Annotated in this window: 13 protein-coding genes; 6 read left to right on the top strand and 7 right to left on the bottom strand. The window is 74.6% G+C overall.

Annotated features, from left to right (window positions below):
* A partial coding sequence (locus tag IO36_RS44525) for a biotin carboxylase N-terminal domain-containing protein (protein WP_280923728.1) occupies positions 1-99 on the bottom strand: 99 nt, incomplete at its 3' end.
* A 351-nt stretch (positions 100-450) separates the two neighbouring features.
* Here IO36_RS44525 and IO36_RS49345 point away from each other — a divergent pair.
* On the top strand, positions 451-1,131 hold the full coding sequence (locus IO36_RS49345) for a hypothetical protein (RefSeq protein WP_425535535.1): 681 nt from the start codon (positions 451-453) through the stop codon (positions 1,129-1,131).
* A gap of 141 nt (positions 1,132-1,272) precedes the next feature.
* Here IO36_RS49345 and IO36_RS15725 read toward each other — a convergent pair whose 3' ends face one another.
* The 5 genes from IO36_RS15725 to IO36_RS15740 all read right to left on the bottom strand — a co-directional run bounded on the left by IO36_RS15725 (position 1,273) and on the right by IO36_RS15740 (position 7,550).
* Positions 1,273-1,893, bottom strand: a complete 621-nt coding sequence (locus tag IO36_RS15725) for a Maf family protein (RefSeq protein ID WP_037620505.1) — start codon at positions 1,891-1,893, stop codon at positions 1,273-1,275.
* A 66-nt stretch (positions 1,894-1,959) separates the two neighbouring features.
* Positions 1,960-2,088, bottom strand: a complete 129-nt coding sequence (gene mmpB / locus IO36_RS48935; RefSeq protein WP_280923726.1) for a morphogenic membrane protein MmpB — start codon at positions 2,086-2,088, stop codon at positions 1,960-1,962.
* 87 nt (positions 2,089-2,175) lie between these two features.
* Positions 2,176-5,511 carry an AfsR/SARP family transcriptional regulator gene (locus IO36_RS43130; RefSeq protein WP_051900551.1) on the bottom strand — a complete coding sequence of 1,112 codons (3,336 nt, stop codon included), beginning with the start codon at positions 5,509-5,511 and terminating at the stop codon, positions 2,176-2,178.
* A 205-nt stretch (positions 5,512-5,716) separates the two neighbouring features.
* The gene (locus IO36_RS15735; RefSeq protein WP_037620507.1) at positions 5,717-5,926 is read right to left on the bottom strand and encodes an acyl-CoA carboxylase epsilon subunit; all 210 of its coding nucleotides are present in this window, start codon (positions 5,924-5,926) and stop codon (positions 5,717-5,719) included.
* Between the two features lie 31 nt (positions 5,927-5,957).
* A complete protein-coding gene (locus tag IO36_RS15740; RefSeq protein ID WP_037620511.1) occupies positions 5,958-7,550 on the bottom strand; it encodes an acyl-CoA carboxylase subunit beta in 1,593 nt (530 codons plus the stop codon).
* Positions 7,551-7,714: 164 nt separating this feature from the next.
* Between IO36_RS15740 and IO36_RS15745 the strand changes: the two genes are divergently transcribed.
* Both IO36_RS15745 and IO36_RS15750 read left to right on the top strand, forming a co-directional pair.
* Positions 7,715-8,584, top strand: a complete 870-nt coding sequence (locus tag IO36_RS15745; RefSeq protein ID WP_037620513.1) for a biotin--[acetyl-CoA-carboxylase] ligase — start codon at positions 7,715-7,717, stop codon at positions 8,582-8,584.
* A 185-nt stretch (positions 8,585-8,769) separates the two neighbouring features.
* A complete protein-coding gene (locus tag IO36_RS15750) occupies positions 8,770-10,164 on the top strand; it encodes an adenylate/guanylate cyclase domain-containing protein (RefSeq protein WP_037620514.1) in 1,395 nt (464 codons plus the stop codon).
* 31 nt (positions 10,165-10,195) lie between these two features.
* Here the strand turns inward: IO36_RS15750 and IO36_RS48170 are convergent, their stop codons facing one another.
* Positions 10,196-12,451 (bottom strand): hypothetical protein, encoded by a 2,256-nt coding sequence (locus IO36_RS48170; RefSeq protein ID WP_051900554.1) that lies wholly within the window; start codon positions 12,449-12,451, stop codon positions 10,196-10,198.
* A gap of 471 nt (positions 12,452-12,922) precedes the next feature.
* On the opposite strand from IO36_RS48170, the gene IO36_RS15765 reads away from it, so the two are divergent.
* From IO36_RS15765 to hutH, 3 genes are all read left to right on the top strand, one after another.
* Entirely contained in the window at positions 12,923-13,762 is an 840-nt protein-coding gene (locus tag IO36_RS15765; RefSeq protein WP_051900556.1) for an enoyl-CoA hydratase/isomerase family protein, read from the top strand.
* Between the two features lie 85 nt (positions 13,763-13,847).
* Positions 13,848-15,002 carry a GGDEF domain-containing protein gene (locus IO36_RS15770; RefSeq protein WP_037620518.1) on the top strand — a complete coding sequence of 385 codons (1,155 nt, stop codon included), beginning with the start codon at positions 13,848-13,850 and terminating at the stop codon, positions 15,000-15,002.
* A gap of 210 nt (positions 15,003-15,212) precedes the next feature.
* Positions 15,213-16,751, top strand: coding sequence for a histidine ammonia-lyase (hutH, locus tag IO36_RS15775; RefSeq protein ID WP_037620520.1), 1,539 nt, complete (start codon positions 15,213-15,215; stop codon positions 16,749-16,751).
* The last annotated feature ends 54 nt before the right edge of the window (positions 16,752-16,805 follow it).

Genomic DNA, 16,805 nt, shown 5'->3' on the forward strand with positions numbered 1-16,805 from the left:
TTCCGCATACACGGCAACGCTCGCGATCCCGGCATCCCGACATGCTCGGGCCACGCGGACAGCGATTTCGCCACGGTTGGCGATGAGCACCTTGCGCACGATGGCTCCCTCCTTGAAAACAAGCCGAGTTTAGGGACAGCCAACACGACGTTTCGAGCTGTCCCCAGTGGTGAGCTTGCCCACACGGAGCGTGATACGAGGCTCGCCCTACCCGCGAAAACCCTTGTCGTGCCAAGGCACGCGGGAATCCTTCCCTGAACCCTAGCCCTCCTGTGTGGCCAAGGTCTCTGTGACTCCGTGCTGCGGCCCACAACGATTCTTTGTTGAGTCCCTACGAATGGCCCAACGATTCTTTGCCCTCGACGGAACCCTTGTCCCGGGGTTTACCCGTTAGTAGCGTTCGGGATGTCTGGAACGTACTAGGGGTAACAGGGGAAGTGGGTGGGGCCGGTGGTGCGCAGACCGCTGGTGTGGGTGGCGGCGATCGTGCTCTTCGTGGAGGCGATCGGTATCGCCCTCCTCAACTGGTTCCTCGGCATGGTCGTCGACCGCCAGGACATGTCGATGGCGGGGCTCGACTCCGACATGATGGCGCGGTCGTCGAAGATCGGCGGGCTGGTTTTCGGCCTCTATTTCCTGGCCTGCGCCGTGTCGGCCCTGCTGGTCGCGATCCGGCAGCGTCCCCCGGGGCTCCTCGGGCGTGTCGTGCTGATCAGCGCAGCCGTGGTCCACGCCCTGCTCGGCGCGTTCACGGTGGGCCTGGTGGGCTGGAAGGCCTTCGCGTTCATGATGGTCGTCTTCGCGCTCATCGTGTTCACCCTCCTGGCGTACGACCGCAGGGAGACGGGCCCGGTCGACGCCGCGCCGGAGACCGGCGGGGCCGGTGACGGCGAGGGCGATGCCGTCGGCACGGGCGACCCGGCCGCGCCCGAAGACGGGGAGCGGATCGACTCCGACGCCGGTGTGCCCGCCGGGAGTGTCGACCTGGGGAAGGGCCCTGGCCCGCAGGAGGCCGGGGCGGGCGGCGTGGAGAGCGCGAACGCCGGGACGCCGAGCGCCGACGCGGAGGAGCGGGCGGCCGTCGCGGACGAGGGCGTGCCCGCGGGAGAGGCCGTCGTCGCGGTGTCGTAGTCCGCTGCCGATCAAGGGCCCCGCCGGCCGCTCGTGCGGCCGCGGGGCTCTTCGGCGCGCCGTCCGGGCGGTGTCGTACGGACGTTCCCCGAGTGGCCGGGTGGCGGGCGGACGTGACCCGGCGCCCCGGCCCGCGGTCGCTCATCCCTCCCGGGGTGTCCACAACTCCGTGATGCCGACGCCCAGTTCGGCGAGCAGTCGGCGCACCAGCGGCAGCGAGATGCCGATCACGTTGCCGTGGTCGCCCTCGATGCCCTCTATGAACGGGGCCGAACGGCCGTCCAGGGTGAACGCGCCCGCCACGTGCAGGGGTTCGCCCGAGGCGACGTACGCCGCGATCTCCGCGTCGGTCGGTTCGCCGAAGCGGACCACGGTCGAGGCGATCGCGGACTCCCAGCGCTTCTGGGCCGTGTCCCAGACGCAGTGACCCGTCTGGAGGGTGCCCGCGCGACCGCGCATCGCCTTCCAGCGCGCGGTGGCCTCCTCGGAGTCCGCGGGCTTGCCGAGGGCCTGGCCGTCCAGGTCCAGCACCGAGTCGCAGCCGATCACGATCGCGCCCTGGACCTCGGGCCGCGCCGCCACGACGGAGGCCTTGGCCTCGGCCAGCGCGAGGGCGAGCTCGGCGGGAGTGGGGGCGGTGACGGCGTCCTCGTCGACCCCGCTGACGATCACCTCGGGGGCGAGCCCGGCCTGCCGCAGCAGATTGAGCCGGGCGGGGGACTGCGAGGCGAGGACGAGACGGCGGCGCGGCTGATCGGTCATGGCATCAGGGTATCGGCGCCGATCGGCCCGTGCCTCGGCTGCCGTTCACCCGGCACCGGGTGCGGTTCAGCAGATCCACGCCAGGGTCATCGCGACCACCATGGCCAGCGCCAGGAGAACGCCCAGGCGTCGCAACATGTCCTGCATGTCACGCATGTCCTCGGGGGGTTCGTTCTCGGGGTCGGACCACAGCATGCTCCCGATCGTGCGACGGCCGGGAGCCGGGGCGCCTGAGTATGCGTACTCAACTTGCGGGCGTCCTGTGAAGACGGCCCTGAGGGATCACCGTGCGCCGTCCAGGACGGCGACGCCGTCGAGGCCCTCCCGGACCCGCCGGGGCAGCGCGTGGGCCCGTACGAGGGCGAGGCAGGCCTCCCGGCAGCGCCGGGCGGCCTCTGTGTCCCCGAAGTGGTGGTGGGCCCGGGCGGCCGCCGCCAGACAGTCGGCCTCGCCCCCGTGGTCGCCGACCCCGCGCCGCAGGGCCAGGGCCTCGTCCAGCGCGGCGAAGGCCTGCTCCCGCAGGCCCAGTTCCCTCAGCGCGGCACCGTACCGCGTCAGGGCCGTGGCGAGGGCCGTCGGGCGGGCCAGGCTCCGCAGCAACGGGATGCGCCGGCGGTGCCGTTCGGCCGCGCCCGCGAAGTCCCCGGCCAGGTGCAGCGCGTCGGCGATCCTGCCGTGCACGAGCGCCACGCTGCCCGCGCTGTCCGTCCCCCGGTAGAGCTCCATGGACCGCAGCGCGTACGACAGGCCCTCGGCCGCCCGGCCGGCCTGGACGTGCAGCGCGCTCAGATTGCCGGTGATGGACGCCTGCGCGGCGACGTCCCCGGCCCGTTCGAACAGGGCGAGGGCCGTGTGCAGGTCCGCCAGACACGCCTCGTCGCGGTGCGCCAAGCCGTGCGCCACGGCGGTGCGGCGGTACAGCCAGGCCTGGCCCGGCGCGTCGCCGTGCTCCACGGCGATGTCCAGGGCCGCCCGCAGGCATGTGTCCCACTCGCCGGTCCACCAGTAGGTCTCCGCGTAGCCGAACAGCCCGACGGCCAGCCGCCAGGCCACGTCGGACCGGCCGAGGTCCCCGGCCCGGGTGATCGCGTGCGCGACGGCGGGCAGCTCCCGTACGTACCAGGCAAGCGCCTGACGGGCGTCCGTGAACTCCGGTACGGGGGAGGCCGGCGGCTCGTCCGGCGGCGGAGGCGGCTGGGTCTCGGCGACGGCCGCCCGCGACGCCGCCCCGACCGCCGCCGCGTACCAGGAGAGCAACCGGGCCGTCGCGTCCGCCCGTTCCGCCTCGCCGACCTCCGCCCGGGCCCGCTCGGCCGCGTACGCGCCCAGCAGGTCGTGGAAGCCGTACCGCTCGGGCGCCGTCGTGCGGACGAGGGCGGCGTCGGCCAGCAGGTCGAGGAGCCGGGCGGCCTCCGGCACGGGCGTGCCGAGCAGCGCGGCCGCCGCCGACGGGCCCAGCTCGTGCCCCGGCCACAGGCCCAGCAGCCGGAAGGCACGCGCCGCCGCGCGCTCCTCGGCCCCTTCGCCGTCCCGCAGGGCCACGTAGCTCGCCGCGAGGACGGCGCGCACGTCCAGGGCGCCCACGCTCAGTTCGCCGAGCCGGTCCGCGCCGGAGGCGAGCCTCCCGGCGAGCAGGGACAGCGGCCACTCCGGGCGGGAGGCCAGCCTGCCGCCGACGACCCGCAGGGCCAGCGGCAGCCCTCCGCAGTGGTCCAGGATCCCGGCGGCCGCGGCCGGTTCCTCCAGCACCCGCCGGGCGCCGCACAGCGCGGTCAGGAGCGCCTCCTGGTCGGCGCGGCCGAGGGGCGACAGCGGGACGAACGCCGCGTCCGGCAGGTCCGCGAGCACGTGGCGGCTCGTGACCAGGACGGCGCAGCCGCCGCTGCCCGGCAGCAGCGGGGTCACCTGGGCGGCGTCCCGGGCGTTGTCGAGCACCAGCAGCATCCGGCGGCCGGCGACGACCGTACGGAACAGGGCGGCGCGGTCGTCCGTGTCCTCGGGCAGCGCCTCACCGGGCACCCCGAGGTCGGCCAGGAAGCGGGCCAGGAGGTCCCGGGGCGTGCGCTCCGGACCCGCGCCGAAGCCCCGCAGGTCGGCGTGCAGCTGCCCGTCCGGGAAGTCCTGGCGCAGCCGGTGCGCCACATGGACGGCCAGCGCCGTCTTGCCGACACCACCCATCCCGGACACGACGACGAGCCGGGGCGGCCGGGGGGCGTCCGGATGGCCGGTGCCGGTGCCGGCTCCGGTGTCGTGCCCGGTACCGGCGCCTGTGCCGTGCCCGGCGTCCGCTCCGGCGTCGTGCCCAGCACGGGCGTTCGTGGGGGCGCCTGTGGCGTGGCGGGTGTCGGCTGCGGTGTCGTGTCCAGTACCGGCGTTCGTGGGGGCGCCTGTGGCGTGGCGGGTGTCGGCTGCGGTGTCATGCCGGGTGTCGGTTCTCGTGTCGTGCGACGTGTCGGCTCCAGTGTTGCGCCGGGTGTCGGCGCCCGTTCTGTGCCTGGTGTCGGTTCTCGTGTCGTGCGACGTGTCGGCTCCATTGCTGCGCAGGGTGTCGGCGCCCGTTCCGTGCCCGGTGCCGGATCCCGTGCCGTGCCCGGAGCCGACGTTCGTGCACTGCCCTGCGCTGTGCCCCGCGCCGCGCCTCGCGTCGCTCCCCCCACCGTTTCCCGGCCCGCCGGCCGCCCCGTTTCCCGGCCCGTCGGCCGTGCCGTTTCCCGCCCCGCTCGTCGGGCGGAGCAGGGTCGTGAGTGTGGCGATCTCCCGGGTGCGGCCGGTGAAGTTCTGGGTGTCCGTCGGGAGTTGGCGCGGCGGCGGGGGGCCGGGGCGGGGTGCGGTGATCGGCGCGGGCCGGGGGTCGGGGGCGGCGCAGGTACCGGCGAGCACCTCCCGGTGCGCGGTCCGCACGGCGGCCGAGGGCTCGACGCCCAGTTCCTCCACGAGGTCGCGGCGCAGTCGCGCGTACACCCGCAGGGCCTCCGCCTGACGGTCCGAGCGGTACAGGGCGAGCATCAGCTGCCGGTGGAAGGCCTCGCGCAGCGGATGCTCGGAGGCGAGCGCCGTCAGCCGCGGGAGTACCTCGTGGTGCCGCCCGAGGGCGAGCGCCGCGTCGACCTCCCACTCCGTCAGCAGCAGCCGGTTCTCGCAGAGTTCCCGGACGGTCCGGGCCTGTTCCTCGGCCTCCGCGAAGCCGGCGAGGTCCTCCAGCGGGCGTCCGCGCCAGAGCCCCGCCGCCTCGGTGCCCCGCCGTACCACCCGCTCCCAGTCCCGGTCCGCACGCGCCCGGTGCGCGGCGCCGACATGGGCGTCGAAGACCTCGACGTCGAACTCGCCCTCGGCGACCCGCAGCCGGTAGCCGGAGGGGACCGTGCCGAGCCGGGGCTCCCCGGTGTCCAGGGGTGCCAACTGCCGCCGCAGCCGCGTCACATGGTTGAACAGGGAGGACGGGGCGGTCGCCGGGGGACGGGGGCCCCACAGCGCCTCGACGAGGGCGTCCTTCGACACCGTCCGGTTCGCCTGTAACAGCAGCGCGGTCAGCAGGACCCGGACCTTGGGGCCTCCCACCGCGATCTCCCGTGTCCCGTCCCGCACCACGAGCGGACCGAGCAGCCCGAACGTCGGCATGGCACCCCCTGCGGTCGTCCCGGGCGGCGCGGTTCGCCGCCCTCAGGGGATAGACGCCTGGGACGGCGGTTCGGACGAGGCGAATGCCGGAAATCAGGGCTCTCCCGGAAATCCCCCGGAAAACGGAGATCCCCCGGGGACGGGGTCCCTGGGGGATCTCGGGGCTCACGTCCCGGGGCCTGTCGGACAGGCCCCGGCCGCGGACCTAACCGGGCCAGTAGCTGCGGCCCCATGTCGTCGGGCCCGGCCGCGGCAGCCGGTGCGCGGCGATACGGGCGGGGTCGGACCACGCGTCGCGGGGCCCGGACGCGCCGGACGGGGCGGACGCCACCGCCGCGGCGCGCGCGCGGACCACCGCCAGTGCGGCGGCCAGCTCCTCCGGGGTCGGATTCCCCCGTACGACCTTGATCGTCATGTCTGCTCCCAGGATTCCGGGTCTGCGGGGTCTAGAGCGGGATGTTGCCGTGCTTCTTCGGAGGCAGTGATGCCCGCTTCGTCCGCAGCTGACGCAGACCGCGCACGACGTGGGAGCGGGTCTGGGACGGCATGATCACGCCGTCGATGTAGCCGCGCTCGGCCGCCGTGTACGGGTTCAGCAGCGTGTCCTCGTACTCCTGGATCAGCCGGGCCCGGGTGGCGTCCTGGTCCTCGGCGGCCGCGATGGTGCGGCGGTGCAGGATGTTCACCGCGCCCTGCGCGCCCATGACCGCGATCTGCGCGGTGGGCCAGGCGAGGTTGAGGTCGGCGCCCAGGTGCTTGGAGCCCATGACGTCGTACGCGCCGCCGAAGGCCTTGCGGGTGATGATCGTGATCAGCGGGACGGTCGCCTCGGCGTACGCGTAGATCAGCTTGGCGCCGCGGCGGATGATGCCCGTGTGCTCCTGGTCGACGCCCGGGAGGAAGCCGGGCACGTCCACGAAGGTCAGCACCGGCACGTTGAACGCGTCGCAGGTCCGCACGAACCGCGCGGCCTTCTCGCTCGCGTCGATGTCCAGGCAGCCGGCGAACTGCATCGGCTGGTTGGCGACGATGCCCACCGGGTGGCCCTCGACCCGGCCGAAGCCGGTCAGGATGTTCGGCGCGAACAGCGGCTGCGTCTCGAAGAACTCGGCGTCGTCCAGGACGTGTTCGATCACCGCGTGCATGTCGTACGGCTGGTTCGCGCTGTCCGGCACGATCGTGTCCAGCTCGCGGTCCTCGTCGGTGAGGGCGAGGTCCGCCTCCTCCGGGAACACCGGGGGCTCGCTGAGGTTGTTGGACGGCAGGTACGACAGCAGCTGCTTGACGTACTCGATGGCGTCCTTCTCGTCGCCCGCCATGTGATGGGCCACGCCCGACACGGCGTTGTGGGTGCGGGCGCCGCCCAGCTCCTCGAAGCCGACGTCCTCGCCCGTCACCGTCTTGATGACGTCGGGACCCGTGATGAACATGTGCGAGGTCTGGTCGACCATCACCGTGAAGTCGGTGATGGCGGGGGAGTACACCGCGCCGCCCGCGCACGGGCCGACGACCAGGCTGATCTGGGGGATGACACCCGACGCGTGCGTGTTGCGGCGGAAGATCTCGCCGTACATGCCGAGGGCGCTCACGCCCTCCTGGATCCGGGCGCCGCCCGAGTCGTTGATGCCGATGACCGGGCAGCCGGTCTTCAGCGCGAAGTCCATCACCTTCATGATCTTCTGACCGAAGACCTCGCCGAGGGCACCGCCGAACACGGTGAAGTCCTGGGAGAACACGGCGACCGGGCGGCCGTCGACCGTGCCGTAGCCGGTGACCACGCCGTCGCCGTACGGGCGGTTCTTCTCCAGTCCGAAGTCCGTCGAACGATGCCGCGCGAACTCGTCGAACTCGACGAAGGAACCGTCGTCCATCAGCAGTTCGATGCGCTCACGAGCCGTCAACTTGCCCTTGGCGTGCTGCTTTTCGACGGCGCGCTCCGAGCCGGCGTGCGTCGCTTCGTTGATGCGGCGCTGCAGATCCGCGAGCTTGCCCGCGGTGGTGTGGATGTCGGGGTGGTGCAGCTCTTCCGGCTCGGACATCGGGTTGCGGCTCCCTGCCTGATCTAAGGGGACGTGAGGGTGACTGCTCGGAATACGCGGTGCTCAGAAGCGGTGCTCAGAAGGGGGGCTTGCTACTCATCCGTAGCGTAGTGGCGTGCCTACCGATCGGCAGTGCGGCGTTTACCACACCTAGGCTGGGTTGCATGACGCCGCGAGATGCAGCAGACGCGAACGACAACCGTTGGTCCGACCTGGGCCGTCCGCCGCTGAACGGGACCGCCCTGCGCCGGGCGCTGGTCCGTGACGGCGGCCTGTGGTGCGACGTGGAGGTGGTGGAGCGGACCGGGTCGACCAACACCGACCTGGCCGCCGTCGTCACCGGTGAGAAGGGGGCGGACGAGGGCGCGGTCCTCGTCGCCGAGGAGCAGAACGCCGGGCGCGGGCGCCTGGACCGCCAGTGGACCGCGCCGGCCCGCTCCGGCCTCTTCTTCTCCGTGGTGCTCAAGCCCGGCCCGGTCCCGGTCGAGCGCTGGGGCTGGCTGCCGTTGCTCACCGGCGTCGCCGTCGTGACGGCGCTCTCGGCCTCCGCCGGCGTCGACACGGCACTCAAGTGGCCCAACGACCTGCTGGTCACCGTCGACGGCGAGGAACGCAAGGCCGGCGGCATCCTCGCCGAACGCGCGGGCAGTGACGCCGTCGTGGTCGGCATCGGCATCAACGTCTCCCTGCGCGCCGACGAACTGCCCGTGCCGGGCGCCGGATCGCTGGAGCTCGCGGGAGCGACGACCACCGACCGCGACACCGTGCTGCGGGCCGTGCTGCGCTCGCTGGAGCAGTGGTACCTGCGCTGGCGGGACGCGGGCGGCGACCCCGTCGCCTCCGGCCTCCAGGAGACGTACGCGGCCGGCTGCGCGACGCTCGGCCGCACGGTACGGGCCGAGCTGCCCGGCGGCCGGACGGTCGTCGGGGAGGCGGTGGCCCTGGACGGTGACGGCCGCCTCGTCATCGCGACGGCGGACGGCGTCCAGGAACCCGTGGGAGCGGGGGACGTGATCCATCTGCGCCCGGCCTGATGCGGCGGGGCGCCTGAGACACCAGGGTGGGGGACGGGTTCCGTGGGGCGGTGCGGGTCCCAGTGGTCCAGTCCTTCGGCGACGACTCCGTCCCAGGTCCCGCCATCGGGAGTGAGCCAGCGCACACCTGCCGTAGAGTTGAGCGCGGTCGAACCTGACCACGGCAGATCGGAAGGGCAGCAGGAGTGACCGTCGACGACACCGGCTCCGGCACGGGTGCCCACCCCGCCCCCGGCGGCGAGCCCGGCCGCACCGCCGGGCCGGTCACGGACGCGACCCCCGCACGGGCCGCCGCGCACGGCGAGGCCCGGCAGGACGCCCGTCCGGGCGCCGGGCCGGGCACCCGCCAGGATCACCCCGGCCACCGCGCCGACGCGGGAGGCGGCCCCCAGGGGGACGACCGTTTCGCCGCCGGGGGCGACCACCGCGGCGACGGCCACGGCGGCGACGCACGGCCGGACGTCCGTGCCGACGCACGGCACGAGGCGAACGGCCGCGTGGACCCCCAGGCCGAGCCGGAGTCCGAGGAGGACCCGCTGGCGCTGCGCCTGGAGGGGCTGATCCTCGGCGCCGAACGCCGGTACACCCCCTTCCAGGCCGCCCGCAGCGCGGGCGTCTCCATGGAACTGGCCTCCCGCTTCTGGCGGGCGATGGGCTTCGCGGACATCGGCCAGGCCAAGGCGCTGACCGAGGCGGACGTCCTCGCCCTGCGCCGCCTCGCCGGTCTCGTCGAGGCGGGCCTGCTGAGCGAGGCCATGGCCGTCCAGGTCGCCCGCTCCACCGGGCAGACCACCGCCCGTCTGGCCGAATGGCAGATCGATTCCTTCCTGGAGGGTCTGACCGAGCCCCCGGAGCCGGGCATGACCCGCACCGAGGTCACGTACCCGTTGATCGAACTGCTCCTGCCCGAGCTGGAGGAGTTCCTCGTCTACGTCTGGCGCCGCCAGCTCGCCGCGGCCACCGGCCGGGTCGTGCAGGCCGCCGACGACGAGGAGATGGTCGACCGCCGGCTCGCCGTCGGCTTCGCCGACCTGGTCGGCTTCACCCGGCTCACGCGCCGCATGGAGGAGGAGGAACTCGGCGAGCTCGTCGAGGCCTTCGAGACCACCGCGGCGGACCTGGTGGCGGCCCACGGGGGCCGCCTCATCAAGACCCTCGGCGACGAGGTGCTCTACTCCGCGGACGACGCCGGTGTCGCCGCCGAGATCGCGCTGCGGCTCATCGAGACGATGGCCAACGACGAGACCATGCCGGAGCTGCGCGTCGGCATCGCGTTCGGCACGGTGACCACCCGGATGGGCGATGTGTTCGGTACGACCGTGAACCTGGCGAGCCGGCTCACGTCGATAGCGCCGCGCGACGCCGTCCTCGTCGACGGTGCCTTCGCCGAGGAGCTGACCCGCACCGGTGCGTCGCCCGCCTCCGAGGCGGAGGCCGCCGAGGCCGCGGCCGCCGCGGAGAAGGAGGGCGAGGAACCCCCCTCGTACCGCTTCGCGCTCCAGCCGATGTGGCAGCGGCCCGTCCGCGGCCTCGGCGTCATCGAGCCCTGGCTGCTGGCCCGCCGCGCCGACGAGTCGTAGCACTCCCCGCCCCTGTTGACCCCTGTTCGCCTCACTGTTCGTCCTGGCCGGGCGACAGCAGGCCGTCCACGCAGATCCCGACGATCGGTACGCACACGTCCGGCGGCCGGTGGGACGGCGTCGTGGCGCTCGGGGTCGGCGACGGGGTGTGCCGCGGCACCTCGGCGGACGGCGTGGCCGCCGGTGTCGGCCGTGCGGCGGGTGCCGTGGTCACGGGGGCCGTGGGGATGCCGGTGGTGCCCGGCGCCGGGGCGACGGGGCCCCTGCCGTGTGCGGCCGGGGACGTGACGCCCGGTGTCGGGACCGGTCCCGGGAAGCGGCTGGTGTCCGAGGTGGGCGCGGGGCTCGTCCCGCCCATCGCGGGGCTCGCCGGGGCGGCTCCGGCCCGCGTGGGCGAGGGCATCGCCGCGACGGTGGGGACGGCGTCGCCCGCCGAGTCGTTGTCGGTGGCCGTCGCGACGGGTTCGGCCTCCGCGTTCCCGCCGGCCGTGCCTCCGGTGCCCGCGTCCGGCGTCATCCGGGCGAGGCTCAGGACGCCCGCGGCGAGCGCGAGTCCGCCCATGGCGAAGAGCACCCGGCGCTGACGCGGCTTGCGGTGCCGGCCCCGGACGGCACGAAGCCGGACGGGCACGGTCTCATCGCCCCAGGGCAGCTCCCCGCCCCCGGCCCGCCCCGCCGGAACGATCCCGCACGCGCCGCCCCCGGCACCCGACTCCCGGCCCGCCGCCCCCGGCTTCCCGGTTCCCGTCTCCGGCTCCCCGGTTCCCTCGCTCGACTCCTGGCCCGCAGTCCCCGGCTTCCGGCCTGTCGCCCGCGGCTTCCCGGTTCCCGCATCCGGCTTCCGGCCTGCCGCCCCCGGCTCCCGGCTTCCCGCCCCGGGCTCCCCGGCCCTCAGCCGAGGCCCGCCGACTCCGCCTGCGGCGTCCACCGCGCGTCCACCGGTGGCCGTGGCGAGGGTCGGCGAGTCCCCGCGCGCCCTCGTGCTCCGCACGCTCGCCGTGTCCTGGGCGCCGAGTGTCGCGCCTCGGGCCTCGGCGACCCGCTCACCGGCGGGGACGGCGAGGGTCGGCGTGTCGTCCGCCGACCTCACGCCGCGCGCCGCGGCTCCGGCCGCGAGGGCGTCGGTCGCAGCGGGGTCGGCGGACTTGCCGCTCCGCGCCGTCGCGGTTCGCCCGCTCAGCATGTCCAGGGCACTGCGCCCTGCGCCTCCAGCTCCGGCTTCGGTCGCCCGCTCGCCGGCCGGCACGGCAAGGGTGGGCGTGTCGTCCCCCGCCTCGGCGCCGCGCGCGTGGTCCGCATCCCAGGCGCCTCGCGCCGCGGCTCCGGTTTCCGCCGCGCGGGCTCCGGCCGCGGCGGGGTCGGTCGGCCAGTTCCCCTGCGCCTTCGCGTTGCGCACGCTCGCCGCGTCCACGGGGCCGCGGGACGCGCCTCGGGCTGCGGTGGCCCGGTTGTCGGCCGGCACGGCAAGGGTGGGCGTGTCGTCCCCCGCCTCGGAGCGGCGCGCGTCGGCCGTGTCCTGGGTGCCGCGCGACGCGCCTCGGGCTGCGGTGGCCACGTCGTCGGCCGGGACGGTGAGGGGCGGTGCGTCGGTCCACGCCTTCGCGCCGCGCGTGGCGGCCGTGACTTGGGCGGCCTGCGCCGCCGTTGCGGCTTCCGTCGTCCGGGTCCCGGTCGCGGTGGGGTCGGTCGGCCCCTCGCTCTGCGTTTTCGCGGTCCGCGCGGTCAGCGTGTCCGGGGCGCCGCGCCCTGCGGCTCCCGCTTCGGTCGCCCAGGCGTCGGCCGGGTCGGCGAAGGCCGGTGTGTCCGCCCTTGGTCCCGCGTCCCGCGTGTCGGCCGCGTTTCCGCTCTCCGCCGCGCGGTTGGACGCCGTGTTCCGGTCGGGGCCCGGCGCGGCCCCGGTTGCCGCCTCGGTGTTCGTCGGGGCATCGGCTTCCTGAGCCCGGGTGTCCGAAGTGTTCCCGGAGGCCGGCTTCGTGGCGAGGGACGTGTTCTCGGGGTCCGTCGCTCGGGGCGCGGGCGGCGAGGCGTCAACTCCCGTCCGGGTGACGTGGGTGCTCGGCGGGTTGCCGGGTTCCTGGGCATCGCGCTGACCGGAGACCGCGCCGTGGGTGGTTCCGGCTGCCCCGGGCCTCGTCGGAGCCGGTCCCGTCGCTCCAGGGGCCCAGGCCTTCGCGGCCCGGTCGCAGGAGGTCTCCGCCGACGGGGTACGGGCCTCCGCGGCGTCGGCCTTCGCGGCAGCCGTGTCGGCGTCGGCCCTCTTCCTGGCGGCCGCCAGGATCGCGGCCATGCGGGCGCTGGGCGTCCTTGCGGCGGGGGTGTCGGATGCGGCTGCCGGGGGCGGCACGGCGGCCGGCATCGCCCTGTTGAGCGGCCTGACGCGACCCCACCGGGTGTCGGCGGGACCGGCGCCGGCCGCCGCGGCGGAGGCCCGCCGGTCCGGCGACGCGTCCGGTCCGGCCGCCTCGGAGGCCCCCCGCTGGGCCGGCGGTCGCGTGAGTGCGGTTCGCTGACCCGGCCGGGTGCCCGCGGCCTGCGGTGTCTCGCGGTTCGTCATGATCGTCCCTCCCCGGCGGGCCGGTGTCCCTGATGCGCTCTGGCGGTGCGCAGGTTATGCACGGTCTGAATGCGCGGAAACGAAGTTCGTCGACATGTCACTCGAACGAGGAGGTGCGGCCCGAGGGCACGGGTTTCGCCGGACGGCCCCGGCTGCGATGATCGGGGCGTCGATTTGTTAACCCGCGTTAACCGGGAGGGTGTCATGGCGCAGCAAGAGGCGGATCGGGCGACGGACCAGGTGACGGAGCCGGGCGAGCGCAGGTTCGGGGAGTTCGTGGCCGTACGCCGGCACGGGTACGTCGCCGAGCTCGTCCTCGACCGGCCCAAGGCCATGAACGCCGTGTCCACGGACATGGCCCGCTCCGTCGCGGGCGCCTGCGACGCGCTCGCGGCGGACCGGGACGTGCGCGTGGTCGTCCTGACCTCCACCCATGAGCGGGCCTTCTGCGTCGGCGCCGACCTGAAGGAGCGCAACTCCTTCACCGACGCCGAGCTGGTACGGCAGCGCCCGATCGCCCGGGCCGCGTACACCGGCGTCCTGGAACTGCCGATGCCGACCGTCGCCGCCGTCCACGGCTTCGCGCTGGGCGGCGGGTTCGAGCTGGCGCTGTCCTGCGACCTGATCGTGGCCGACCGTACGGCGGTCGTGGGACTGCCCGAGGTGTCCGTCGGCGTGATCCCCGGCGGCGGTGGCACGCAGCTGCTTCCGCGCCGGGTCGGTGCCGCGCGCGCGGCCGAGCTCATCTTCTCGGCGCGCCGTCTGGAAGCCGCGGAGGCACGCGAGTTGGGCCTGGTGGACGAGCTGGTGGAGGCCGGACAGGACCGGGCGGAAGCGCTCGCGCTGGCCGCCCGCATCGCCGCGAACTCGCCGGTCGGACTGCGCGCCGCCAAGCGTGCGCTGCGCCTCGGTCATGGCCTCGACCTGCGGGCCGGCCTGGACGTCGAGGACGCCGCCTGGCGGTCCGTCGCCTTCTCCGGCGACCGGGCGGAAGGCGTAGCCGCGTTCAACGAGAAGCGCAAGCCGGAGTGGCCGGGAGAGTAGTCCTCGCCGTCCGCGGCCGCGCGGCCGTACCCCTGTTCGCCCCACCGATGTCCCAATTATGGGCAAATATACATAGCCTGGGACGATGGGTGAGGAGAGTCGGCTCAGGGCCGTGGTGACCCTGGCGCAGGGGATGGCGGCGGCGCACACCCCGCGGGAGTCGTGGCGGGCCGCGGCGCTCGGCGCGTGTCACGCGCTGACCGGGAGTTTCGCCGCGCTCTCCGTCTGGGAGCGCGAACTCGGCAGGCTGCGGGTGCTGGTCAACGTCGGCGACCGGGCCCCGGACGAGGACGAGTTCCCCGACGGGGAGGCCTACCCGGTGCACCAGTTCCCGGAGATCACCGAGTTCCTGCACGAACGCTGGGCGGGCGGCGGCGAGCCCAACGCCTGGGTCGAGACCGCCGACGGCCCGGCGGCCGGCCCCGCCGGGTACTGCCACCAGCGGGTGGCCGCGCTGCGCAGGCGCGGCCGCGGCTGCTGCGTCGTCGCCCCCGTCGTCCTGAACGGCAGGGCCTGGGGCGAGCTCTACGTGGCCCGCCCGGCCGGAGTGGCCGTCTTCGGCCCGGCCGACGCCGACTTCGCGACCGTCCTCGCCTCCGTCGTCGCCGCCGGGATCGCCCAGACCGAGCGACTGGAGGAGGCCCGGCGCCTCGCCTACACGGACTCCCTGACCGGACTCGCCAACCGTCGCGCCGTGGACGTACGGCTCGACGAGGCCGTCGAACGGCACCGGGAGGAGGGCGCCGTGGTCAGTCTCGTCGTCTGCGACCTGAACGGGCTCAAGCGCGTCAACGACACCCTGGGGCACGCCGTCGGTGACCGGCTCCTCGAACGGTTCGGGTCGGTGCTCTCGCTGTGCGGGGCCATGCTCCCGGGCACCCTCGCCGCCCGGCTCGGCGGCGACGAGTTCTGTCTGCTGGCGGTGGGCCCGCCGGCGGACGACGTGGTCCGGATCGCCGGTGAACTCTGCTGCCGCGCGGCCGAGTTGGAACTCGGTGAGGGCGTGGCGTGCGGGGTCGCCTCGACCGGGGACCCGATCGGCCCGGTGCGGTCGGCGCGCCGGCTGTTCCGGCTGGCGGACGCGGCCCAGTACCGGGCCAAGGCCGTACGGGCCGCGAAGCCGGTGGTCGCCGGGCGCGAGGGCCCCGACGATCCCGTCGTACGCCTCGCGGACGCACCCTCGCCCACGGCGGGCGAACGCCGCAGGTTCCGAGGCCGCCACGACCGGCCCCGCACATGACCGGAGCGGCAGGACCGGCCCCGCACGTCACCGTGGAGCCACGACCGGCCCCGAACGGGGCGACGGCGGCCCGCGCCCGACCGCGGCCCCCGCGGCCCCGCCCCCGGTGCGTCGCGGCACCCGCGTTGTGACGTACGCCGGGGTAAGGGGTCAACCGGCCGTCCACTAGTGACATCATCGAATTCACTGCGTACGCTCCTGAATATGGATATGCACACTGTGGTGGTGGGGACGTCCGGCGTGACCGCGTCCGACGTTCTCGCCGTGGCGCGCGAAGGCGCCCGGATCGAGCTCTCCGCCGAGGCGGTCGCGGCGCTCGCCGCCGCCCGCGAGATCGTGGACGCGCTGGCCGCGAAGCCGGAGCCCGTCTACGGCGTCTCCACCGGTTTCGGCGCCCTGGCGACCCGGCACATCAGCCCGGAACTGCGCGCCCAGCTGCAGCGCAACATCGTCCGCTCGCACGCCGCCGGCATGGGCCCGCGCGTCGAGCGCGAGGTCGTCCGCGCGCTGATGTTCCTGCGGCTCAAGACCGTCTGCTCCGGGCACACCGGTGTGCGCCCCGAGGTCGCGCAGACCATGGCGGACATCCTGAACGCCGGCATCACCCCGGTCGTCCACGAGTACGGCTCCCTCGGCTGCTCCGGCGACCTCGCGCCGCTGTCCCACTGCGCCCTGACCCTGATGGGCGAGGGCGACGCCGAGGGTCCCGACGGAGTCGTGCGCCCCGCGGGCGAACTGCTCGCCGAGGCCGGCATCACCCCCGTCGAGCTGCGCGAGAAGGAGGGCCTCGCCCTCCTCAACGGCACCGACGGCATGCTCGGCATGCTGGTCATGGCCCTCGCCGACCTGGAGAAGCTGTACAAGTCGGCCGACGTCTCCGCCGCGCTCTCCCTCGAGGCGCTCCTCGGCACGGACAAGGTCCTCGCCCCCGAACTGCACGCCATCCGCCCGCACCCCGGCCAGAGCGCCAGCGCCGCCAACATGCTGGCCGTGCTGAAGGGTTCGGAGCTCACCGGCCACCACCAGGACGACGCCCCGCGCGTCCAGGACGCCTACTCCGTGCGCTGCGCCCCGCAGGTCGCGGGCGCCGGCCGGGACACCCTCGCGCACGCCCGTACGGTCGCCGAGCGCGAGCTGGCCTCCGCCGTGGACAACCCGGTCGTGCTGCCCGACGGCCGCGTCGAGTCGAACGGCAACTTCCACGGCGCCCCGGTCGCCTACGTCCTGGACTTCCTCGCCATCGCCGCCGCCGACCTCGGCTCGATCGCCGAGCGCCGCACCGACCGGCTGCTCGACAAGAACCGCAGCCACGGCCTGCCGCCGTTCCTCGCGGACGACGCCGGCGTCGACTCCGGTCTGATGATCGCCCAGTACACGCAGGCCGCCCTGGTCAGCGAGATGAAGCGGCTCGCCGTACCGGCCTCCGCGGACTCCATCCCCTCCTCCGCCATGCAGGAGGACCACGTCTCCATGGGCTGGTCGGCCGCGCGCAAGCTGCGCACCTCGGTGGACAACCTGACCCGCATCGTGGCGATCGAGCTGTACGCCGCCACCCGCGCGATCGAACTCCGCGAGGGCCTCACCCCCGCCCCGGCCTCGCGCGCGGTCATCGACGCGGTCCGCGCGGCCGGTGTCCAGGGCCCCGGCCCGGACCGCTTCCTCGCCCCCGACCTGGAGGCGGCGGACGCGTTCGTGCGCACGGGCGGCGTGGTGGCGGCGGTGGAGCCGCTGACCGGTCCGCTCGCCTGACGGGAGCAGCCGTCCTGTGGGCCCGGCCTGTGCCGCGGCCCACAGGGCTCGCCT

It is taken from the genome of Streptomyces aureus (assembly GCF_000725495.1).
Lineage (GTDB): Bacteria > Actinomycetota > Actinomycetes > Streptomycetales > Streptomycetaceae > Streptomyces > Streptomyces aureus_B.